Source organism: Amycolatopsis sp. lyj-346 (assembly GCF_046548975.1).
Classification (GTDB): Bacteria; Actinomycetota; Actinomycetes; order Mycobacteriales; family Pseudonocardiaceae; genus Amycolatopsis.
Map to the genome: position 1 here is coordinate 1 of NZ_JAJPWT010000031.1, position 20,455 is coordinate 20,455.

Below are 20,455 nucleotides of genomic sequence, written 5' to 3' on the forward strand. Positions count from 1 at the left end.
GGCACATCGGGCAACAGCGGGTACGCCAGCAGCCACAACGACTCCGGGCACCACTTCTCCACATCAGTCATCGCTGATCAACGATATCGTCCACCCGGCAACACAACCAAATGAGATGCGGTCTTAGCCCGGCACCCACATCGTGACGCGGGTGCCGCGGCCCGGCTGCGAGTCCACCGTGCCGTGTCCGCCGACCTCGGCCAAGCGGGCCATGATGGACTCGCTGATGCCGAAGCCCGGCGGCCGGTCGCGGACGTCGAAGCCCTGGCCCTGGTCGCGGGCCACCACCGCGATCCCGCCGTCGCGTTCCTCCACGCGCAGCACGACCTGCTTCGTCCCCGAGTGCTTCACCGTGTTGCGCAACGCTTCCCGGACCGCTTCGCACAACGCGGTGCGCCGGTCCTGCGAGACCTTGTGGTCGTCGGCGAAGTCCGCGGCGACGAGCTGCGTGCGCAGGCCGTCGCGCGCCAGCTCGGTGGCGACGTCGGCGAGCTGGACCGCGAAGCTCTGCGTCGGCCCGGCCGGCACCGGCTCGGTGATCCGGCGGCGCAGCTCGGCCGCTTCCGCCTTGGCGACCGAACGCAGCTCCGAAAGCCGCGTGACGGCCTGGGCGTCGTCTCCCGGCGCCGAAATGGCCAGCGCTTCGAGGGTTTGCAGCACGCTGTCGTGCATGATGCGCCGGGTCCGGTGGCGTTCGGCCTCGCGCCCGCGCCGCAGCCCGATGTCCACCGCGAACCGCGTGCCGACGCCGAGCAGGATGAGGATCGCGACGGCGAGCACGATCGCCACCGCCAGCGCCACCATGCAGCCGATCGACCGGGTGAGGGCGAGCTGGTCGCCGAGTGGCAGGCCGCCGGCCAGGGTCAGCACGGCCCGGAACGGGACGGCCGCGGCGAACAGCCACAGCGCCGCGGGCAGCCCGGACGTGCCGGCCCACATGGCGACCGAGCCGACGAGCCAGGTCCAGGACACGTCGACGGCGAACGGCTGGATCTCGGCGGGAGCCGTCATGGCGACCACGAGGTTGAGGGCCACGCCGAGGGAAAGGTCCAGACCGAGGGCGCGGCCGGTGAGGCGGGCCCGCAGGCCGCCCGAGCGCAGCACCCAGACGACGGCAGCGGTGTTGGCCGCGACGGCGAAGACGGTGGCGCCGAGCACGGGCCCGAGCCCGAGCCCGCCGTTCGCGGCGGCGAACCCGATGAACACCTTGACGAACGCGGCGGCCCGGTAGGCCAGCGGCACGGCAACCCAGTAGCGCGAGGCCCGGGCGAGCGTCGCGTCGCCGACCGCGGTGAGATCACCGTCGGCCACGGGCCCGGCGGGTTCCGCAGGTGTGCCGCTGCGCAGCAGCGTGCGGACGAAGGCGCGTGGCGGTGCGGCAGAGCCCGCCTCGGGCATCGGTGGTCCCCATTCATCCGGCCGTCCGGGCGGCCCTGAGCCTGGCAGCGCGGCGGGGGACTAGTCAACCGTCCCGGCCCGGAGCCAGCCCGCTGGAGCAAAGCCCTCGACCGGTTCGTGATCTGGCGACCAACCAGGCCCACCCCGATTCGCGACGGCGACTCCCGCGGCGCGCGGCGCCGTCGGGTGGATGCGGTTGGCCGGGGGTGTGGCCGCGCGGGTGGTTTGCCGGTTGGCGGGTGCCGTTGACCGGAGGCACGGCTGTGCCGCTCAGGCGGCCTGCCTTGCCGCCATCAGTACACGTGGAACAGCGTGTCCTCGCCCGTGTACTCCGCCCAGCCCGGCTCTCCCGTTGTCGCGAAGCGGTGCCAGGCGCCGTTCAGCTCGGTGGCCAGCTCGTGGGGTGGGTTCTCGCCGAGCAGGCCTCGCGGGCCCGAGACCGCGTCGAGTGCTCCGAACACGAACGGCAGCTCGAGCCCGTGGCACGCGCCGAGCCTGCCGTCGAGCCGGGGTGAGCCCCACTCGAACTCGTACCGGAACGTGCGGCCCGTGTGGTGCTCGGCCAAGGCGCGCACGCCGTCGCGGAAGACCAGGTCCGTCAGGGCCTCGACCAGGACCTCGCCCGCCGTGCGGCCCGAACCGAGGCCGTACGCGTACAGCACTCCGGCCGGGTCCGGGTGGGACACCGCCAGGGAGGCCACCGCCTGGTCGTCGGTGACCGCCTCCAGCGCGCCCGTCGGGACCAGGTAGAGCCGCATCTCTTCGCTGCAGCTGCCCACCACCAAGCCGACGTCGCGGCCCGCGCCCGCCTTGATCGCCTTGGCCGGGTGCTGCGGCAGGACGTCGTCGCCGACCACCGGGAGGAACGGGCTCAGGCCGTAGCCGCGGTCGTAGCCCAGCGCGTCCCGCAAGTCCGGTGCGCCGCCCGGGCGCAGCACCGCGTCCTGGGCGTCGAGCAGCTGCTCGGTCGACACCTTGCGGAACGCCTCCGCGGTCGGTTCCGCCTTCAGCTCGTCGGCGACCACCTTGGCCAGCCGCCGGGCCTGGACGCCGTCGCGGACCATGTCCGGGTGTCCGCTTTGGACGATCGCCCGGTGGAAGAGGCCCGTCGAGAGCGGCGAGCCGAGCAGGCAGGCGACGCTGACGGCGCCGGAAGCCGCGCCGAAGAGGGTGACGTTGGCCGGGTCGCCGCCGAACGCGGCGATGTTCTCCCGGACCCAGTGCAGGGCGGCGAGCTGGTCGCGCAGGCCGAGGTTGGTCGCTCCGCCGTCCAGCGGGAGGAACCCGTCGATGCCGAGCCGGTACTGGACGGTCACCAGGACCGCGCCGGCGCGGGCGAACGCCGTGCCGTCGTGGACCGCGGCGGAGGCGGCGCCGCCGATGAACGCGCCGCCGTGCACGAACACCAGCACCGGCAGGGAAGCGGCGCCCGGCTGTGGTGTCCAGACGTCGACCGTGAGGTACTCCGGCCCCGGGCGCCAGCCGGTGCCGGTGAGCGGCGTCAGGTCGAGGCCGGGCACGTCGTGACGGCGCTGCGGCGCCGTCGGCCCGGGTCTCCGCGTGTCGCGGACGCCCTCCCACGGCGGGGCCGGGACGGGCTCGGCGAAGCGCAGCTCGCCCTCGGGCGCGGCGGCGTAGGGAATACCGCGGAAGAGCGCCACGCCGGCGGGGGTGACCTGACCGCGGACCGCGCCGGACGTGGTGGAGACGACGGGGTCGGTCATGCGGAGGTCCCTTCGTGGACTGTCGGGGAAGCGCCCGTCAGCCTAGGACCGCGGACGGGCCGCCGTCATGGGCGTTCCGTCTCCGAGGTTGTCGCGGATGGGTAACGGTGCCGGGCCCGGATCGGCCGGCCGGGCCACGGCACCGTGAATTTCCCGCGCGTGGGCAGGGCGTCCGGGAACGCCCTGCCCACGGGGTCAGCCTTCGAGGAGGTCCTCGATGGTGATCGGGATGTGCCGGACCCGGGTGCCGGTGGCGTTGTACACGGCGTTGGCGACCGCCGCCGCCATGCCGACCGTGCCGATTTCGCCGAGGCCCCGCGCGCCGACCGCGTTGTGCAGGGTGTCGGGGTACTCGACGAACTGGACGTCGACCTCCGGGATGTCGGCGTTGACCGGCAGCAGGTAGCTCGCGAAGTCGCCGTTGGCGAGCCGGCCGTTCGCCTCGATCTCCAGGCCTTCGTGCAGTGCGGCCGAAACGCCCCAGATCATGCCGCCCATGAGCTGGCTGCGGGCCGCCTTGTCGTTGATGATCCGGCCGGCGTCGAACACCCCGAGCAGCCGGGACACCCGCGCCTCGCGCGTCCACTTGTGCACCCGGACTTCGCAGAACTGCGCGCCCCACGAGGCGAAGGAGTGCTTGGTCATCTCTTCGCCGGGTGCCGAGGTGCCGGTCACGTCGAGCGACTCACGTCCCACGGCCCGCAGCAGTTCGCCGAACGTCATCGACTCGCCGTCGGCGAAGACGCGGCCGTCGGCGTAGGTGACCTGGCGCCCCTCGAACGGCGCGCCGGGATCGGCGGCGAGCGCGACCAGTTCGTCGATCGCCTTGGTGGCGGCGAGCATGATCGCCGTTCCCGCGCTCGCCGTCGCCGTCGAGCCGCCGGACATGCCGCCCGGCGGGAGGGCCGAGTCGCCGAGGCGCGGGGTGATCCGGTCCGCCGGGATGTCCAGCGATTCGGCACCCACCAGGGAGAGCACGGTCAGCAGGCCGGTGCCCGGGTCCGCGCCGCTCGTCGCGACGACGGCGGTGTCGTCCGCCCGCAGCGTGATGCCGACGGTGGCCGGGAACCGCAGGGCGGGGAACACCGCGGTGGCGACACCCATGCCGACGAGCCAGTCGCCGTCGGTGCGGGAGCCCGCCGGGCGGTGCGCCCAGCCGAAGCGGTCCGCGCCGATGCGGAAGCACTCGTCGAGGTGCTTGCTCGACCACTGCAGGTCGTGGCCGGGCGGGGCGGTCGAGTTGTTGCGGACGCGCAGCTCGATCGGGTCCATGCCCAGCTTCACGGCGAGCTCGTCGAGCGCGCTCTCCAGCGCGAACGAGCCGGGTGCCTCGCCGGGGGCCCGCATGAACGTCGTCGGCGGGACGTTCAGCGGCACGATCCGCTGCGTGATGGACAGGTTCTTCGTCGCGTACCACTCGCGCGAGGTGCCGTGCGACGTCGGTTCGACGAACGACCGCGCGGTGTCGGTGTGGCACCACGAGTCGTGGCGCAGGGCGACCAGGGTGCCGTCCGGCTCGGCGCCGATCGAGAGCTTCTGGGCCGTCGCGGCCCGGCCGGCGGTGGCGGTGAAGACCTGTTCGCGGGTGAGTGCGGCCTTCACCGGCCGGCCGAGGGAGCGGGCCGCCGCCGCGGCCAGGAACGCCGGCGTCGACGTCCGCCCCTTGCCGCCGAACGCCCCGCCGACGAACGGGTTGACCGCGTGCACGGCTTCCGGCGCCAGGTCGAGCGCGATGGCCAGTTCGGTCGCCTGCATGTGGGACGCCTGGTTGCCGCTGTAGACGGTCAGTCCGCTGTCGTCCCACACCGCGACCGCGGAGTGCGGTTCCATCGCGGCGTGGTTCTGCGTCGCGGTCGTGTAGGTCGCCTCGACGACCACCGGGCTCGCGGCGAGGGCGGCTTCGATGGACTCGACGCCGTCTTCGAGCACCTCGATTTCCGGGGGAGCGCCGTCCATGGCCGGTGGCGCCAGCTCGGCCGTGGCGAGGCCTTCGGCGAGCGAGGTCCGGGCGGGCCGCTCGCGGTAGGCGACCTCGACCAGGGCCGCCGCGTCCCTGGCCTGCTCGAACGTCTCCGCGACCACGAAGCCGATCGGCTGGCCGTAGTAGGTGACTTCCTTGTCCTGCAGCGGAACCCACGTTTCGCCGAAGATCGGCAGGCTCGGCGTGCGCAGCACCAGCGGATCGAACGGCGTGTACACCTCGAGCACGCCGGGCGCGCTCTTGGCCGCCGTGACGTCCACGGCCTCGATCTCGCCGTGGGCGATGGTGCTGAGCAGGACGTAGCCGTGAACCATGCCGGGGAAGGTGTGGTCGGCGCCGTACCTGGCGGCGCCGGTGACCTTCAGCGGCGCGTCCAGCCGGGTGATCATCGGGAGCTCCCGTCGGTCAGTTCGAGCAGTGCCCGGACGATGGTCCGCTGCAGCAGCGGCACCTTGAACCCGTTCTCGGACAACGGTTGCGCACCGTCGGCGGCCGCGGCCGCGGCCGCCTCGAAGGCCGCCTCGGTCGCCGGGGCGCCCCGCAGGGCCGCTTCGACGTCCGGCAGCCGCCACGGCACCGTCCCGACGCCGCCGGCCGCCACCCGGGCGTCGGCGACGATCCCGTCCCGGACGTCCAGCGCGACCGCGGCGGAGCACAGCGCGAACTCGTAGGACTGCCGGTCGCGCACCTTGACGTAGGTGGAGTTCGCGGCCCAGTCCAGCCGCGGCACGAGCACCTCGGTGATCAGTTCGCCGGGGCGCAGGTCGTTCTCCACGGCGGGGGTGTCACCGGGCACCTGGTAGAAGTCGCCGAGCGCGACCTCGCGGGTGCCGGTCGCGTCCGCCAGCCGCAGGCGGGCGTCGAGGGCGACCAGGGCGACGGCGACGTCACTGGCGTGCGTGGCCACGCACGACCCGCTCGTGCCGAGGATCGCGTGCATCCGGTTCGCGCCGGTGAGCGCGGAGCAGCCGCTGCCGGGGACGCGCTTGTTGCACGGCATGGCGACGTCGCGGAAGTACGAGCAGCGCGTGCGCTGCAGCAGGTTCCCGCCGATGCTGGCCATGTTCCGCAGCTGCTGGGACGCGCTCAGCAGCAGGGCGCGCGAGATCGCCGGGTAGACGCCCGCGTGCGCGGCGATGGCGCCCATCCGCTCGAGCGCGCCGAAGCGCAGCCCGTCGGTGGTGTCGATGCCGCGCAACGGCACGTCGTTGATGTCCAGGACGTGCTGCGGGGTCAGGACGTCGAGCTTCATGAGGTCGACCAGGGTCGTCCCGCCGGCGAGGTACGTGCCGGGCGTGGCGACCGCCGCCTCGACGGTGGTGGGTGCGGTCAGCTCAAAGGGACGCATCGGCCCGCCTCGCCTGCTCGACGGCCTTGACGATGTTCGGGTAGGCCGCGCACCGGCAGAGGTTGCCGGACATGAACTCCCGCACGTCCTCGACGTCCTGCTCGACGGCGGCGACCGCCGACATGATCTGCCCGGCGGTGCAGAACCCGCACTGCAGGGCGTCCTGGTCGACGAACGCCTGCTGCACCGGGTGCAGACCGTCCTCTGTGGACAGTCCTTCGACGGTCGTCACCGGCTGCTTGACGGTGGCGGCCAGGGTGAGGCACGACAGCACGGGCTTGCCGCCGACGTGCACGGTGCAGGCGCCGCACTGCCCGCGGTCGCAGCCCTTCTTCGGGCCGGTGACGGCGAGCCGATCGCGCAGCGCGTCCAGGAGCGTGACGCCGGGATCGACGTCCAGGTGTTCGGTTGTGCCGTTGACTTCGAGTGAGATGTCCACTGGTCTCTTTCCGCGGAGCCGGGCGGGCTGCCCGACGGTGTGGTGGGGCGGTGTCAGGGGGAGCGGATACTCATCCGCTTCACTCGATCGCGAGGCTAGCGGATTACAATCCGCTTGGCAACGAACGGGCGGGCTGGAGTGGCTCCAGCGCTCGGCTAGATTCAGTGGGACGGCACGACCACCGGGAGGAACGATGACGACCGGATCGGTCAGCCCACGCCGCGCGGACACCCGGCGCAACCACGAGCGCATCCTCGCCGCGGCGGCCGCGTCGCTGGCCGACACGGGCGAGGTCTCGTTCAACGCGATCGCCAAGCAGGCCGAGGTCGGCGTCGGCACGGTCTACCGGCACTTCCCGACCCCGGAGGCGCTGATCCTGGCGGTCTACCGGCGGGAGGTCCGGCACATCGTGGACATCGTGCCAGTGCTGCTGAACAAGCATGCCCCGGAGGAAGCGCTCCGGGTGTGGGTGACCGATCACGTCGCCCACTACATGATGACGAAGAAGGGGTTGGCCGACGCGTTGCGCACCGCGACGGCGTTCCGGGGCGAGCTGCCGTTCGACGCGTACGAGGACATGCTCGGCGCGGTGTCGGAGATGCTCGAAGCCAACGTGGCGGCCGGGACGGTCCGGCCGGGCCTGACGCCGGTGCTGGTCATGCGGGGACTCGGCGGCCTGCTGTGGCTCGACCCGAACGGGGACTGGCGAAGCGATGCGGCGGAGCTCGCCGATCTGCTCTGGCACGGGATGGCCGCGCAGCCCGGCTAGGCTTCGCCGTCGAGGTGGACGAGCACGGTGACCCGGCCCTTTTCGTCGCGCCGCGCGACCGCGTGCCCGGTGCGGCCGGCGTCGTCGAGTTCAAGGGTGAGCGGAGCGCCGTCACCGGTGAAGTTGCGCCACCACGACTTCGCGTCGGGCATCCGCACCCCGATGGTGACGACGTCGCCGGCTCGCCGGTAGCCGACCGGCGTGCTGAAGGTCCGGCCCGTCCGCCGGCCCGTGTAGGTGACCTGCGTGAGGTGGCGGCGGACCAGCGGCCCCCAGCGTGGTGACGTCCGGAGCGCACCGACGCACGTGTTCAGGCGATCGACGGCGTTCTTCGGGAGCGGGCCTCGGTATCCCACAGTGGCCTCCTTTGGCGTGCTGCCGCCAAGGTACCGGAAAACGGAGAAGAGAGTTCCGGTTGCGGGCACGCCGATGCGCCCGGGCGATCGTGGCCCAGGGCCCCATGCGCCGCGGGCGCGGAGGTATGAGCCGTCCGATGGGAGTGGCAAGTGATTGAGCCGTTTCTGCCGGTACCGGTACCGGTGACGAGGCTTGCCGGATGCGTAACTCGGGCAGTGGTCGTAGGCGGTCAGGGATCGGGTGATGGGTAGCCCGGCCGGGATGCAGACCAGATGCAGGCGCAGTCCCCAGAACCAGCGGGAGTGTGAACGGCAGTAGCCGTACTTGGCCCAGCCGGCCAGCTCCGAACGCTGGATCGTTGGCCGGGACCGGCCGGGCAGGTACCGGAACGCGCCGGGCATCCGCAGCGGCTATCGCCTCGACTTACGCATTACTCGTCTAGCTGGAGGTTGGGAAGGTGAAGGCGGCCTCGGTGTGGGGCCACCGGGTGGTGACGACCTTGGCGCGGGTGTAGAAGCGGACGCCCGCGGGGCCGTGGATCGGGCTGTCGCCGATGAGTGAGTCCTTCCAGCCGCCGAAGGAGTAGTACGACATCGGGACCGGGATCGGGACGTTGACGCCGATCATGCCGACCTTGACCTCGCGCTGGAACTTGCGGGCGGCTTCGCCGCTCGAGGTGAAGACGGCGGTGCCGTTGCCGTAGGGGTTGGCGTTGATGACGGCGATCGCCTCCTCGAGTGTTCCGGTGCGGACGATCGCCAGCACCGGGCCGAAGATCTCCTCGCGGTAGGCCGCCATCTCCGGGGTGACGTCGTCGAGCAGGGACGGGCCGACGAAGAAGCCTTCCTCGTGGCCTTCGACGGTGAGGTCGCGCCCGTCGACGACGACCTTCGCGCCCTCTTCCGCGCCGCGGGTGACGGAGTGCACCACGCGCTCGCGGGCGGCCTCGGTGACGACCGGTCCCATGTCGCTGGCCGGGTCGGTGCCGGGGCCGACCTTCACTTCGCGGGCTTTGCGTTCGAGGATCTCCACCAGCTTGTCGCCGGCCGAGCCGACCGCGACGCCGACGGAGATGGCCATGCAGCGCTGGCCGGCCGAGCCGAACGCGGCCGCGGTGAGGTGGCCGGCGGCGTACTCGAGGTCGGCGTCGGGCAGGACGACGGCGTGGTTCTTCGCGCCGCCGAGGGCCTGGATGCGCTTGCCGGTCGCGGTGCCGCGTTCGTGGACGTACTTGGCGATGGGGGTCGAGCCGACGAAGGACACCGCCGTGACGTCCGGGTGGTCGAGGATCGCGTCGACGGCGGTCTTGTCGCCGTGCACGACGTTGAAGACGCCGTCGGGCAACCCGGCTTCGGCGTACAGCCGCGCGACGAAGTTCGAGGCCGACGGGTCGCGTTCGCTGGGCTTGAGGACGAACGTGTTGCCGGTGGCGATGGCGATCGGGTGCATCCACAGCGGCACCATGATCGGGAAGTTGAACGGCGTGATCCCGGCGACGACCCCCAGGGGCTGGCGGAAGTCGTGCACGTCGACGTCGCGGGAGACCTGGTCGGAGAAGCTGCCCTTGAGCGCGTCGGCGATGCCGCAGGCGTACTCGACGACCTCGCGGCCGCGGGCGATCTCGCCGCGGGCGTCCTCGACGACCTTGCCGTGCTCGGCGGAGATGATCCGGGCCAGCTCGTCTTCGTGCCGCACGAGCAGCTCGCGGAAGGCGAACATCACCTTGGTGCGCTGGGCCAGCGACGAGTTGCCCCAGGACTCGAAGGCCTTGCCCGCGGCCGCCACCGCGGTGTCCACATCGGACGATTCGGCCAGCAGGACCTCGGCTTGCCGCCGGCCGGTGGCCGGGTCGAAGACCGGCGCCGTGCGGGTCGAGCCCGCTGGTGTCGCGGTGCCGTTGATCCAGTGCTCGATGATGTTCACGGTGTTCCTCCGGGTAGTGGCGCCGGGACGGTGGTGGGGGTTCACAGCAGGCTCACCGCGGTGTCGACGGCCTTGGCGACGTCCCCGTCGTGGGGGTAGAGCAGCGACCGGCCGACCACCAGGCCCTGCACCGTGGGCTGGGTCAGGGCCCGCTGCCAGGCGGCGAAGGCCGCGTCCGGGTCTTTGACCTCGCCGCCGAGCAGGACGGCCGGCAGGGTCGAGGACGCCAGCACGCGGTCCATTTCGGCCACCACGGGAAGCTTGAGCCAGGTGTAGGCCGAGGAATGGCCGAGCCCGGCGGCGATCGTGATCGACTTGATGACGGCGTCGGGGGAGAGGTCGTTCTGCACGCGCCCGTCGACCCACGTCGACAGGAACGGCTCGACCAGCGCGATCAGCCTGCGGCCGGCCAGTTCGTTGATCGCCTTCGCGGTGTTTTCCAGGACGCTCGGGGTGGCCGGGTCGTCCAGGCAGATCCGCGTCAGGGTCTTGCCGCCGTCGAAGCGCATCCGCTCGATCGTTTCCGCGTCGTAGCAGGCGAAGCGGTCGTCGATCTCGAAACTCGAGCCGGCCAGCCCGGTGCGGTTCATCGAGCCGATCACCGTCTTGCCGTCCAGCACGCCGAGCAGCAGCAGGTCGTCGACGATGTCCGCGGTCGCCAGGACGCCGGTGACACCCGGGCGCTCCAGGGCCAGGCACAGCCGCTCCAGCAGCTCGCCCCGGTCGGCCATCGCCGTGGGGTTCCCGCCCACCGCGTTCGCGCCGCGGGCGGGGTGGTCCGCCGCGATGATCATCGTGCGGCCCTTCGCGTTGAAGGGCGACTCGGCCCGGATGCGGTTGGCGGCCGCCTCGGCGATCGCTTCCGGGTCGTGCACCCGTTTGGCGACGATGCGCCGCAGCACGTCGGTCACAGTTCCGCTCCCCGCCGGTCTTCGGGACACGTCCGTCGTGCCCTCGGCGACGACGATTCCAGCGGTGGAGGCCTTTGTCAAGACATATGGACAACACGTCATCCCAACAGGTGGCGCGGAGGCGGTAGGATCTGCGGATGAGCAAGCCGGACGTCACCTTCCCGGCCTGGGACGCGGGGCGCGAGATCGTCCTGGACCCGGGCAGCCCCGAGCCGCTGTACTTCCAGGTGTCCCGGCAGCTGCACGCCGCGATCGAGGACGGCAGGCTGCCGGCGGGGGCGCGGCTGGGCAACGAGGTCGACCTCGCCGCCCGCCTGCGCCTGTCGCGGCCGACGATCCGCCAGGCGATCCAGACGCTGGTCAACCAGGGCCTGCTCGTGCGGCGACGCGGGGTCGGCACCCAGGTCGTCCGGACGAAGGTGGCCCGGCCGCTGCGGCTGAGCAGCCTGTTCGACGACCTCGCCGGACTGGGGGGAAAGCCGGCGTCGGCGGTGCTGGTCAACCAGGTCGAAGAGGCCGGCGCCGAAGTGGCCGAGCTGCTGGAAGCGCCGGGGCTGACGCACGTCCGCCGGCTGAAGCGGCTCCGGTCGACCGACGGCGAGCCGCTCGCCCTGATGAACAACTACCTGCCCGACGGCGTCATCGACCCGGACGACGACGAGCTGCGCGAGCGCGGGCTCTACCAGCTCCTGCGGTCGGCGGGTGTGCGGCTGCACGCGGCGGAGCAGAACATCGGCGCCCGGCTCGCGACCGAAGAGGACGCGGAGCTGCTCCAGGAGGAGCCGGGAGCGGCGCTGCTCACGATGCAGCGCACCACGTACGACGATTCCGGCCGGGTGGTCGAGTACGGGTGGCACGTGTACCGGGCGTCCCGGTACACGTTCAACCTTTCGCTGACCAACGGGCCTCAGTAAGGGCGAAGGAGTGCCGGCCGGGGTGCGGGAACGTGGCTCATGGCCTGCTCCCGGAAGCCGGTGACCCGTCGGCCGGGCGGCGCCACCGCAGCACCTTCCGGGCCGCCGAATACACCAGCCCCGCCGCCAGCACCCAGGGGCCCGCGACGATGATCGGGTCGGCCAGGTGGTGCTTGACGTCCGCGCGCTTCTTGCCCACTCGCGAAGAAAGGCCGTGGCGGGTGAACTCGCTCAGCACGCCGGTTTCGGTGATCGGGTTGTCCGGGCGGAGCGTGGCGAACGAGCGCAGGTGGCTCTCCCAGGCGTCCACCCGGTCGGCGGCCAGCAGGAGCAGCCAGTGCGCGGCGCGCCCTTCGCTGTACTTCCGGTAGGAAAACCGGCGCAGGGCCCCGGAAAGGCCCTTCGGCGGGCACGACGTCCCGAACACCGGCGTCAGGAACTCGTGCTCGATCGAGCGTTCCCGCGGCCGGTTCTCCGGCTGCCGCTCGGGAAACTCCCAGTGGGCGCCGCTGCGGTCGTCCTGCCACTGCAGCTTCGGCACCGACGGCCGGTCCTTCGGGTCCAGGTCCGCGCCCCAGCCCGGGATCCGCGCGCGCAGGCTTTCGCTCGGCTCGGCGATCGGCGGCCGCTCCGACGTGTACGTCATGGTCGTTCCTTCCTCAGCCGGCGTTCGGCACGATGAGCGGCTTGATGCAGCCGTCCAGCTTGGCGGAGAAGATGTGGTAGCCCTCGGCGATGTGCTCGAGCGGGATGCGGTGGGTGACGATGTCGCTCGGCTTGAGGTAGCCGTTGCGGATGTGCTCGAACAGCCGCGGCCACTGCCGCTTCACGGGGCACTGGTTCATCCGCAGCGTCAGGCCCTTGTTGAGCGCGTCGCCGAACTTGACGGCGCTGAACATCGGGCCGTAGGCGCCCATCACCGAGACGGTGCCGCCCTTGCGGACGCCGTCGATGCACCAGTTGAGCGCCACCGGCGAGCCGCCCTGCAGCTTCAGCTTGGCCGAGGTGACGTGCTGGGTGAGGTTGCCGTCGGCCTCCGCGCCCACCGCGTCGATGGCGACGTCGGCGCCGAGGTGGCCGGTGAGCTTCTTCAGGTGCACGACGATGTCGTCGTACTCGGTGAAGTTGTACGTCTCGGCGTGGGCGAAGGTGCGCGCCTTCTCCAGCCGGTTCTCCAGGTGGTCGATGACGATCACCCGGCCCGCGCCCATCAGCCACGCCGACTTCGCCGCGAACAACCCCACCGGCCCGGCCCCGAAGACCACGACGACGTCGCCTTCGACGATCTCGCCGAGCTGGGCGCCGAAGTAGCCGGTGGCGAGCGCGTCGGTGAGCAGGACGGCGTCTTCGTCGTCCAGCCAGTCCGGGATCACCGCGGGCCCGACGTCGGCGAACGGCACCCGGACGAACTCGGCCTGCCCGCCGTCGTAGCCGCCGCAGGTGTGGGAGTACCCGTAGATGCCGCCGACGGCGGTGGCGTTCGGGTTGACGTTGTGGCAGTTGGAGTACAGCCCCCGCGCGCAGAACCAGCACGTGCCGCAGAAGACGTTGAAGGGCACCATGACGCGGTCACCGCGCTTCAGGTTCCGCACCCCGGAGCCGACCTCTTCGACCACGCCGATGAACTCGTGCCCGAACGTCGTGCCGACGCGGGTGTCCGGCATCATCCCGTGGTAGAGGTGCAGGTCAGAACCGCAGATCGCAGCCAGCGCGACTCGGACGATCGCGTCACCGGGATGTTCGATCGCGGGAACGTCCTTCTCTTCGACGCGGATCTTGTACGGCCCGCGGTACACCATCGCACGCACAGCGCCTCCTTCCGACGGGTCGTCGGCATACCCGGGCGCACCGCGGCTAACCCCCGGCGAACTCGGTGATCAACGCCGAGGTCGCGCCCCGGGGGTCAGTGCGCTGCGGTGCGGCGGAGGGCCAGTACCACCGTGTCGTCGGCGTGCAGGACCACGTCGTGCATACGGGTGACCAGCTCGCGGGGCAGGCCCGCCGCCGGCCGCCGGCAGTGGGACTCCGCCAGCGACAGGAGCCGGGACTGGCCTTCGTCGAGGTCCTTGCGGCTCTCCACCAGGCCGTCCGTGTAAAGCAGCACCGTGTCGCCCTCGTCGAGGACCACGTCGACCAGCTCGCGGGTACCCGGATCCGGGAAGCCGACCCCGCGGCCCGGCACCGGGGACGGCAGCAGCCGCGCCGGTCCGGCCGCCTCGACCAGCACCGGCTCCGGGTGGCCGCCGTTCGCGAACCGGGTGCGGCCCGTCGCCGGGTCCGTCCTGGCCAGCAGCACCGTGGCCATCAGGCCCGGTTCGATCGCCGCCAGCGTGTGCGAAGCGCGGGCGATCAGATCGGGGAACGGGTGCCCCTCCAGCGCGAGGGTGCGGATCGCGTGCGTGACGGTCAGGGCGTGCCGGGTCGAGGTGACGCCGTGGCCGACCGCGTCGACCAGGGTCACGTGGACCTGGCCGTCGGGCAGGACGAACCAGTCGTAGAGGTCGCCGCCGGTCGGGGAGTCCTGGTCGGTCGGCGAGTAGTGGACGGCCAGCTCCAGGCCCGGCACCACCGGTGGCCGCGGGCGCAGCGCGTCCTCCAGCTCGCGGAAGATCGCCGCGTGCGCACGGCGGAGCTGCTCGTCCCGCTGCTCGAGCTCCACGTACATCGCCAGCACGCCGCTGTTGGTCTCCGCGAGCTCGTGCTTGAGGTCGCGTTGCTCGTTGGCGAGGGTGTCGGCGCGGGCCACCAGCGCCAGCATCTCTTCGCGCGTCGCCCGGTCGTCGTCGGGATCGGCCGGGGCCGCCGGACGGCCGCCGGCGAGGTGCCAGGTCAGCGTCCGGCCGTCGCCGCGGTCGGGCAGCAGCGGCAGGGCGTTGCGGCTGCCCTGGCCGACGGCGTGGTCCAGCCGCACCGTGACGGCGAGCCGCCGGTCCGAAGCCGCCGTCGCCACGTCCACCGTTTCCCCCGCGGTGAGGGCGGGTTCGGCGAGCAGCGTGACGGCCAGGACCAGCCGCCCGCGGTCGTCGGCGGGCACGCCGGCCTGGCTGCAGGCGACGCGGAGGCGCCGCCGGATCCGGGCCAGGTCGGGGCGCATCAGGCGGACCGGTCCGCGGTCAGGGCGAGCATCGCCGCGTCGTCACGGGCGTTCCGGTGCCGGTGGGCGAGGTCCGCGGCGAGCAGCAGCAGGTCCGGGGCCACGCCCGGGACGCGCCAGCCGGTGCCGACGCCGTCGGTGTGCAGGACGACGACGTCGTCGTCGGCCAGCGGCAGGTGCCGGACCGGGGCCGAGGGCAGCGTGAACCCGACGATGCCGGGGGTGCTGAGCAGCAGCCGGGACGGCCCGTCGCCGAGGCTCGCGCCGCTGACGTTGCCGACGCCGCAGAATTCGAGCCGCCGCGGGGCGATCCGCACGAGCGCGACCGCCGCGCCGCGGGTCGTGCGCAGCGCGCGGTGCATGTTCGTCAGCTGGTGGGGCAGCGGGCGGTCCGGGTTCTCGGTGAACACGCGCAGCGCGGCGTCCGCGGCTTCGGCGGCGTCGGGTCCGTGGCCGAGCCCGTCGGCGACGACGGCGGTCCGGCTGCCGGTGACGTCGGCCAGCGCGACGGCGTCGCCGCAGTACTCCTCGCCGTCGCGGGGCAGGCGGAAGTGCCCGATCCCGCGGTGGGCCGGCGGCGCGGCGGGGTCGAGCAGGCGGGCGGCGGCGAGCGTGCCGGCCGCGGGCGAGGACGTGATCCGGAACTCGGCCGCCATCCGCTTCACCGCGCCGAGGCCGGTGCCCAGGGTGGCGGTGGTCGTGTTGCCGTCGAGCAGCCAGTGGTCGAGGTCGGCCATGCCGGGGCCGTCGTCGGCGGCCAGCACGTCGACGCCGCGCCCGGTGAGCGAGCTGTGCCAACCGGGGCTTCGCCCCGAGCCGGGGGCTTCGCCACCCGGACCCCCGAAAAGCGAGCTGTGCCAACCGGGGCTTCGCCCCGGGCCGGGGGCTTCGCCACCCCCGAAAAGCGATGGTTGCACGAACACCGAGCCACCGCCGGTGTGCTTGTCGATGTTGCCGGCGAGCTCGGCCGCCACCACGGCGGCGCGGTCGGCGAGCACGCCCGGGAGCCCGGCTTCGTGCGCGATCTCGCGGGCGATGCGGGCGGCGGCGTACCCGGCGCTGGGGTGGTCGACGCGGATCTGGCGCGTCAGGCCGGCGACGGTCGCGGTCATGGCTTCCAGCGCACGACCGTGACGGTGGTGCCGCGGCCGGGCGCGGTGTCGAGGTCGAACTCGTCGACCAGCCGCCGGGTGCCGCCGAGGCCGTGCCCGAGTCCCGCGCCGGTGCTGAAGCCGTCGGCCATCGCCTGCTCGACGTCGGCGATCCCGGGACCTTCGTCGCGGACGCGGAGCCGGAGCCCGATCCGCCCGGCCGGGCCTCGCACCGTCTCCACGGTCATGGTGCCGCCCCCGCCGTGGATGTAGGCGTTGCGGACGAGCTCGCTGGCCGCGGTGACGATCTTCGTCTGGTCGACGATCGAGAACCCGGCGGCGACCGCGGCCGCCCGCACCGCGTGCCGGGCCGTGAGGAGGTCCTCCTCCACCCGGACCGGGTGCTCGCCGGACGGCACGGTCCGTTCGTCAGGAAGCATGAGGCGCCGCCTCGGCGGGACGGCGCCAGCCCAGCAGCTCCATCGCCTGTTCCGCGTTGAGGGCGGTCCGGACGCCGGTGAGCTGGAGCCCGAGCTCGGTCAGGGTCAGTGCGACGGCCGGGCGCATCCCCGCCACGACCATCTGCGTGCCGAGCAACCGTCCGGTGCCGGCCAGCTGGATGAGCAGGCGGGCGACGAACGAGTCGATGATCTCCAGCCGGGAGATGTCGATGATGACGCCGCGGATGCCTTCGTTCGCGATGCGGGTGGTCAGCTCGTCGGTGAACGCGAGGGCGGTTTTGTCGTCCAGGTCGTTCAGCAGCCCGCTGAGCAGGATGTCGCCCAGCCGCAGGATCGGCAGCCCGGCGTTCACCCGGACACCGCGCCGGGGCGGGTGCTGTCGCCGAGCAGCTGCATCGCGGTCGCCAGCGCGTCGGCGAGCGAGCCGCGGGTGACGATGTGCGAGAGGTCGATGCCCAGCTGGGTGATGGTCTGCGCGATGGACGGGCGGATGCCGCTGATCACGCACTCCGCGCCCATCAGCCGGACGGCGCTGACGGTCTGCAGCAGGTGGTGGGCGACCGCGGTGTCGACGGTCGGGACGCCGGTGATGTCGATGATCGCCACCCGGGCCTCGTTCACCTGGATGGACTCCAGGAGGCTGTTCATCACGACCTGGGTCCGGGCGCTGTCGAGCGTGCCGATCAGCGGCACCGCGAGGACGTGGCGCCACAGCCGCACCACGGGCGTGGACAGCTCGAGCATCTGGCTGTGCTGCTCGCGGATGATCCGCTCGCGACCGGCGGAGTAGACCTCGAACGTCAGCACGCCCGCGCTGTCGAGCAGCTCGTTGACCAGCAGCGCGGCCCGGTAGCGCAGGGCGGAATCGTCGGTGTGCCGCTCGATCGCGCTCAGCATCGTGCGCTTGAGCGCGAGGATCGCCATGGCGGTGGCCGACGGCTGGGCGCCCGCTCGGGCGCGGCGTTCCGACAGCGACGTCAGCGCGTCCCGCACCGCGGGGGCCTGGTCGACGATCCGGGACACCGGCAGCGTGCCGCCCAGTGCCTCCCGGAGTGATTCCAGCAGCTCGACGGCTTCGCGACGCAGTTCCTGCGCGCTGCGGCCGTCTCCCGGCTCCTGCCCGGCCCAGTCGCGGGCCAGCGTGGTCCGGTCTTCCTCCAGCATGCGCGCCAGGACTGTGCGGACCTGGCTGTCGTCCGTGCCCAGCACCGACGCCTCCTCCGGTGTTCGGGGCGCGCTCTGCTGTACGCCGACCTATCTCTTGCCATGTAACAACAGTTGTATCAAGGATGCAAATCGGGGAGGTCTCCGGCCGCTTCGGCCAGCGCCCGGTACTCCCGCAACCCGGCGGCCAGCGCGGTCCGGCCCGCCGGGCTCATCTTCGCCAGCAGCGCCTGGACGCGGTCCCGGCGCCGGGACCGCAGGTCCTGCAGGTAGGCGCGCCCGCGGTCGGACAGCCGCAGGGTCAGCTCGCGGCGGCTGCGCGCGCTGGGCAGGCGTTCGAGGAAACCGACCGCCTCCAGCCGGTCGCAGAGCCTGCTGACCAGCGGTGGCGTCGAACCCAGCTGCTCGGCCAGCTGCCGCAGGTTGACCCCGTCGTGGCGATCCAGCGCGACCACCGCCCGCAGCTGCGACACCGACAGCGGGCGCGGCGACACGTCCCGCTCGGCCTCGACCACCGACTCCAGGAGCCGGGCGAGGGCCGGCACGGCAGCCACCCCGTCGGGGTCGGGCTGCTCGCGGGATCGATCCACGGCGTCCACTCTGGCATCCCTATGCTGAACCGGCAGCACAGCTCACGCGACTCGCCGTGGACCGGCGCGCCGGAGCGGCGCAGACTCGACAGGACCGACCGCGGCACGGGCGCGCGAGCAGGAGGCAGGCGTTGGACAGATCCCTGGCGGTGGAGCGTCTCCTCCGTGACGTACCGCCGCACGACCTGCCCGGGGCGTTGCGCTCGGGGCTCGGCGAGCACTTCGGCGCCGAGGCGGTCGAGCTCCTGATGGCCGACTACGCGCTCACCGAGCTGTGCCAGGTGGGCGAACGGCCGTACACGACGGAGCCGATCCCGGTCGACGGCACGACTCCGGGCGCGGCGTTCCTCGCGCAGACGGCGACGTTCGCCCGCGACGGGGATCGCGTCACCGGCTACCTGCCGGTCAGCGTCCGCGGCGACCGGCTCGGCGTCCTCGCCGTCACCCTGCCCGGCGAACCGGACCCGCCGGTGTGGGCCGAGCTCGAGCGGTTCGCCGAAGCGGTGGCCCACGAGCTGTTCGTCGCCGACCGGGACACCGATCTCTACATCCAGGCCCGGCGGTCTTCGCGGCTGACGCTGGCCGCGGAAATGCAGTGGCAGCTGCTGCCCGGACGGGCCTGCACCCGCGCCGAATTCGCGCTCGGCGGCCAGCTCGAGCCCGCCTACGCCATTTACGGCGACTGCTTCGACTGGTCGGCGTCCGCGCGGAAGCTCGCCGTCACGCTGATCAACGGCATGGGGGAGGGCAGCGAAGCGGCGCTGCTGACGAACCTCGCGGTGAACGCGCTGCGCAACGCCCGGCGCGCCGGGATCCCGCTCGACGCGCAGGCCGAGCTCGCCGACCAGGCGCTCTACGCGCACTACCGCGGCGCCGAGCACGTGGCCGCGCTGCTGCTGGAGTTCGACCTCCGCACCGGCGCGGTCACGGTGGTCGACGCCGGCTCGCCCCGGCTCTGGCGGCTGCGCGACGGGAAGGCCGAGCGGATCGTGTTCGACGAGCAGCTCCCGCTCGGCACGTTCGACGGAACGATCTACGCGCTCGAAGGCTTCCAGGCCGCCGACGGCGACCGGTTCGTCTTCGTCAGCGACGGCGTCTACGACGCGCTCGGCCCGCACGGCGAGCGGTACGGAGACCGCGAGCTCGCCGAGGCGGTGACGGCGACGGCGGAGCTGCCGGCCGCGCACGTGCCGGGCGCGATGCTGCGCGAGCTGTCCACCCGCCGCCACGGCAGCCAGGCCGAGGACGACGCGATGGTGGTCTGCCTGGACTGGTTCGGTCCGACGCCGTTGTCCGGCACCGGGAAGGGGTCGTCGGTGACCGTGCGCAGCACCGACGGAACGCGGTAGCGCGGGGTTCGCCGCCCGGGACGTGAGCAGGGCACGCGCGGGGGCGCCCCCCGTTTTCCACGCTACCGGTGACCACCGACGGTTTCCGGCTGCCTGGCCGGGATCACGCGGCCGCCGCCTCCGGCTCGCCCGGGGTCAGGCCGCCGCCGCGGGGCGGTGCTCGGGCGTGGCCGTCCGTCCCGCGGTGGTCACCGCCGCGAGCACCTCGTCCGCGTCGAGGTCCGGGGCCGGCCACGTGGGCGAGCCTGCGCCGCCGGTGCTGGGGTGTGTCGGTGAGGGCGACGTCGGTCGGGCGGCCCTTCTTGACCGCGTGGACCGCCCGGGTCACGAGGATCGCCTCCTGGCGGGTGGTGCCGAGTTCCGCGGCCGCGGCGAAGATGCTCCGCCGCGGCGCGGGCCTTGTCGTTCATCAGGCCTGGATTTCCTTGCGGTCGGACTGGGTGCCGCTGATCTCGATGCGCCGCGGCTTGGCCTTCTCGGCGACCGGGATGCGCAGCGTCAGCACACCCGCCTCGTAGTCGGCGGCGATGTGGTCGGTGTCGAGGCTTTCGCCGAGGAACAGCTGGCGCGAGAACACCCCCAGCGGCCGCTCGGAAACGTGCATTTCGACGTTGTCCCCGCCGGGGAGCGGACGGCGCTCGGCCTTGACCGTCAGCACGTTGCGCTCGATGTCGAGCTCGATGGCGTCCGGGGCGACGCCGGGCAGGTCGAAGCAGACCACGAACTCGTCGCCGGCGCGGTAGGCGTCCATCGGCATCGCGGCCGGCTTCGACCAGGTTCCGGCGGTGCCGAGGACCTGCTGGGTCAGGCGGTCCAGCTCACGGAACGGGTCGGTGCGCATCAACATCGGTGTCCTCCTTCTGGCTTCGACGACGGGTGTCAACACGCACTACTGTTCTAATATGTCATCCAAACGATGACAAGTATGAAGTCATCATCAAG

The 20,455-nt window shown here is 72.5% G+C and carries 21 protein-coding genes and 1 pseudogene; 3 read left to right on the forward strand and 19 right to left on the reverse strand.

The window, feature by feature from the left end:
* Window positions 1-123: 123 nt before the first annotated feature.
* The 5 genes from ACLJQE_RS43845 to ACLJQE_RS43865 form a co-directional block, all read right to left on the reverse strand.
* Window positions 124-1,398: a sensor histidine kinase gene (locus ACLJQE_RS43845; RefSeq protein WP_410645788.1), complete on the reverse strand. Its 1,275-nt coding sequence runs from the start codon at window positions 1,396-1,398 to the stop codon at window positions 124-126.
* Window positions 1,399-1,691: 293 nt separating this feature from the next.
* Window positions 1,692-3,122 carry a carboxylesterase/lipase family protein gene (locus ACLJQE_RS43850; RefSeq protein WP_410645789.1) on the reverse strand — a complete coding sequence of 477 codons (1,431 nt, stop codon included), beginning with the start codon at window positions 3,120-3,122 and terminating at the stop codon, window positions 1,692-1,694.
* A gap of 195 nt (window positions 3,123-3,317) precedes the next feature.
* Entirely contained in the window at window positions 3,318-5,492 is a 2,175-nt protein-coding gene (locus ACLJQE_RS43855) for a xanthine dehydrogenase family protein molybdopterin-binding subunit (RefSeq protein ID WP_410645790.1), read from the reverse strand.
* Entirely contained in the window at window positions 5,489-6,451 is a 963-nt protein-coding gene (locus ACLJQE_RS43860; RefSeq protein WP_410645791.1) for an FAD binding domain-containing protein, read from the reverse strand. The genes ACLJQE_RS43855 and ACLJQE_RS43860 overlap by 4 nt, the downstream gene beginning before the upstream one ends.
* Window positions 6,438-6,890 (reverse strand): (2Fe-2S)-binding protein, encoded by a 453-nt coding sequence (locus tag ACLJQE_RS43865; protein WP_410645792.1) that lies wholly within the window; start codon window positions 6,888-6,890, stop codon window positions 6,438-6,440. The genes ACLJQE_RS43860 and ACLJQE_RS43865 overlap by 14 nt, the downstream gene beginning before the upstream one ends.
* Window positions 6,891-7,083: 193 nt before the next feature.
* Here ACLJQE_RS43865 and ACLJQE_RS43870 point away from each other — a divergent pair, with 193 nt between their 5' ends.
* Window positions 7,084-7,659 carry a TetR/AcrR family transcriptional regulator gene (locus ACLJQE_RS43870; RefSeq protein ID WP_410645793.1) on the forward strand — a complete coding sequence of 192 codons (576 nt, stop codon included), beginning with the start codon at window positions 7,084-7,086 and terminating at the stop codon, window positions 7,657-7,659.
* On the opposite strand, the gene ACLJQE_RS43875 is transcribed toward ACLJQE_RS43870, so the two are convergent.
* The 4 genes and pseudogenes from ACLJQE_RS43875 to ACLJQE_RS43890 form a co-directional block, all read right to left on the reverse strand.
* Window positions 7,656-8,015 (reverse strand): hypothetical protein, encoded by a 360-nt coding sequence (locus tag ACLJQE_RS43875; protein ID WP_410645815.1) that lies wholly within the window; start codon window positions 8,013-8,015, stop codon window positions 7,656-7,658. The genes ACLJQE_RS43870 and ACLJQE_RS43875 overlap by 4 nt on opposite strands.
* A 231-nt stretch (window positions 8,016-8,246) precedes the next feature.
* Window positions 8,247-8,387: pseudogene (locus tag ACLJQE_RS43880) on the reverse strand (IS982 family transposase); the annotation flags it as partial.
* A gap of 67 nt (window positions 8,388-8,454) precedes the next feature.
* Window positions 8,455-9,939, reverse strand: a complete 1,485-nt coding sequence (locus ACLJQE_RS43885) for a CoA-acylating methylmalonate-semialdehyde dehydrogenase (RefSeq protein WP_410645794.1) — start codon at window positions 9,937-9,939, stop codon at window positions 8,455-8,457.
* A 41-nt stretch (window positions 9,940-9,980) separates the two neighbouring features.
* Window positions 9,981-10,850 carry an aldolase gene (locus ACLJQE_RS43890; RefSeq protein WP_410645795.1) on the reverse strand — a complete coding sequence of 290 codons (870 nt, stop codon included), beginning with the start codon at window positions 10,848-10,850 and terminating at the stop codon, window positions 9,981-9,983.
* Window positions 10,851-10,987: 137 nt separating this feature from the next.
* On the opposite strand from ACLJQE_RS43890, the gene ACLJQE_RS43895 reads away from it, so the two are divergent.
* Window positions 10,988-11,764 (forward strand): GntR family transcriptional regulator, encoded by a 777-nt coding sequence (locus tag ACLJQE_RS43895; protein ID WP_410645796.1) that lies wholly within the window; start codon window positions 10,988-10,990, stop codon window positions 11,762-11,764.
* A gap of 37 nt (window positions 11,765-11,801) precedes the next feature.
* Here the strand turns inward: ACLJQE_RS43895 and ACLJQE_RS43900 are convergent, their stop codons facing one another.
* From ACLJQE_RS43900 to ACLJQE_RS43935, 8 genes are all read right to left on the reverse strand, one after another.
* On the reverse strand, window positions 11,802-12,410 hold the full coding sequence (locus ACLJQE_RS43900; protein ID WP_410645797.1) for a hypothetical protein: 609 nt from the start codon (window positions 12,408-12,410) through the stop codon (window positions 11,802-11,804).
* A 13-nt stretch (window positions 12,411-12,423) separates the two neighbouring features.
* Window positions 12,424-13,563, reverse strand: a complete 1,140-nt coding sequence (locus ACLJQE_RS43905; RefSeq protein ID WP_410645816.1) for a zinc-dependent alcohol dehydrogenase — start codon at window positions 13,561-13,563, stop codon at window positions 12,424-12,426.
* Between the two features lie 104 nt (window positions 13,564-13,667).
* Window positions 13,668-14,858, reverse strand: a complete 1,191-nt coding sequence (locus tag ACLJQE_RS43910; RefSeq protein ID WP_410645798.1) for a PP2C family protein-serine/threonine phosphatase — start codon at window positions 14,856-14,858, stop codon at window positions 13,668-13,670.
* Complete coding sequence (locus ACLJQE_RS43915) at window positions 14,858-15,970, reverse strand: SpoIIE family protein phosphatase (protein ID WP_410645799.1); 1,113 nt, start codon at window positions 15,968-15,970, stop codon at window positions 14,858-14,860. Before ACLJQE_RS43915 ends, ACLJQE_RS43910 begins: the two co-directional genes overlap by 1 nt.
* The gene (locus ACLJQE_RS43920) at window positions 15,967-16,389 is read right to left on the reverse strand and encodes an anti-sigma regulatory factor (RefSeq protein ID WP_410645800.1); all 423 of its coding nucleotides are present in this window, start codon (window positions 16,387-16,389) and stop codon (window positions 15,967-15,969) included. The genes ACLJQE_RS43915 and ACLJQE_RS43920 overlap by 4 nt, the downstream gene beginning before the upstream one ends.
* Entirely contained in the window at window positions 16,379-16,762 is a 384-nt protein-coding gene (locus ACLJQE_RS43925; protein WP_410645801.1) for an STAS domain-containing protein, read from the reverse strand. The genes ACLJQE_RS43920 and ACLJQE_RS43925 overlap by 11 nt, the downstream gene beginning before the upstream one ends.
* A complete protein-coding gene (locus ACLJQE_RS43930; RefSeq protein ID WP_410645802.1) occupies window positions 16,759-17,619 on the reverse strand; it encodes an STAS domain-containing protein in 861 nt (286 codons plus the stop codon). The genes ACLJQE_RS43925 and ACLJQE_RS43930 overlap by 4 nt, the downstream gene beginning before the upstream one ends.
* Before the next feature lie 74 nt (window positions 17,620-17,693).
* Window positions 17,694-18,173 carry a MarR family transcriptional regulator gene (locus ACLJQE_RS43935; protein ID WP_410645803.1) on the reverse strand — a complete coding sequence of 160 codons (480 nt, stop codon included), beginning with the start codon at window positions 18,171-18,173 and terminating at the stop codon, window positions 17,694-17,696.
* 122 nt (window positions 18,174-18,295) lie between these two features.
* On the opposite strand from ACLJQE_RS43935, the gene ACLJQE_RS43940 reads away from it, so the two are divergent.
* Window positions 18,296-19,513, forward strand: a complete 1,218-nt coding sequence (locus ACLJQE_RS43940) for a PP2C family protein-serine/threonine phosphatase (protein WP_410645804.1) — start codon at window positions 18,296-18,298, stop codon at window positions 19,511-19,513.
* Between the two features lie 103 nt (window positions 19,514-19,616).
* On the opposite strand, the gene ACLJQE_RS43945 is transcribed toward ACLJQE_RS43940, so the two are convergent.
* Window positions 19,617-19,841, reverse strand: a complete 225-nt coding sequence (locus tag ACLJQE_RS43945; protein ID WP_410645805.1) for a hypothetical protein — start codon at window positions 19,839-19,841, stop codon at window positions 19,617-19,619.
* Between the two features lie 81 nt (window positions 19,842-19,922).
* Window positions 19,923-20,360 (reverse strand): Hsp20/alpha crystallin family protein, encoded by a 438-nt coding sequence (locus ACLJQE_RS43950; protein ID WP_410645806.1) that lies wholly within the window; start codon window positions 20,358-20,360, stop codon window positions 19,923-19,925.
* Between the last annotated feature and the right edge of the window lie 95 nt (window positions 20,361-20,455).

Bases quoted from the DNA above. Each gene is read 5' to 3' on its own strand.
- ACLJQE_RS43870 (WP_410645793.1), top strand. From the start codon at position 7,084: ATGACGACCGGATCGGTCAGCCCACGCCGCGCGGACACCCGGCGCAAC.
- ACLJQE_RS43845 (WP_410645788.1), bottom strand. From the start codon at position 1,398: ATGCCCGAGGCGGGCTCTGCCGCACCGCCACGCGCCTTCGTCCGCACG.
- ACLJQE_RS43860 (WP_410645791.1), bottom strand. From the start codon at position 6,451: ATGCGTCCCTTTGAGCTGACCGCACCCACCACCGTCGAGGCGGCGGTC.
- ACLJQE_RS43905 (WP_410645816.1), bottom strand. From the start codon at position 13,563: ATGGTGTACCGCGGGCCGTACAAGATCCGCGTCGAAGAGAAGGACGTT.
- ACLJQE_RS43950 (WP_410645806.1), bottom strand. From the start codon at position 20,360: ATGTTGATGCGCACCGACCCGTTCCGTGAGCTGGACCGCCTGACCCAG.
- ACLJQE_RS43920 (WP_410645800.1), bottom strand. From the start codon at position 16,389: ATGCTTCCTGACGAACGGACCGTGCCGTCCGGCGAGCACCCGGTCCGG.
- ACLJQE_RS43915 (WP_410645799.1), bottom strand. From the start codon at position 15,970: ATGACCGCGACCGTCGCCGGCCTGACGCGCCAGATCCGCGTCGACCAC.
- ACLJQE_RS43910 (WP_410645798.1), bottom strand. From the start codon at position 14,858: ATGCGCCCCGACCTGGCCCGGATCCGGCGGCGCCTCCGCGTCGCCTGC.
- ACLJQE_RS43895 (WP_410645796.1), top strand. From the start codon at position 10,988: ATGAGCAAGCCGGACGTCACCTTCCCGGCCTGGGACGCGGGGCGCGAG.
- ACLJQE_RS43900 (WP_410645797.1), bottom strand. From the start codon at position 12,410: ATGACGTACACGTCGGAGCGGCCGCCGATCGCCGAGCCGAGCGAAAGC.
- ACLJQE_RS43855 (WP_410645790.1), bottom strand. From the start codon at position 5,492: ATGATCACCCGGCTGGACGCGCCGCTGAAGGTCACCGGCGCCGCCAGG.
- ACLJQE_RS43850 (WP_410645789.1), bottom strand. From the start codon at position 3,122: ATGACCGACCCCGTCGTCTCCACCACGTCCGGCGCGGTCCGCGGTCAG.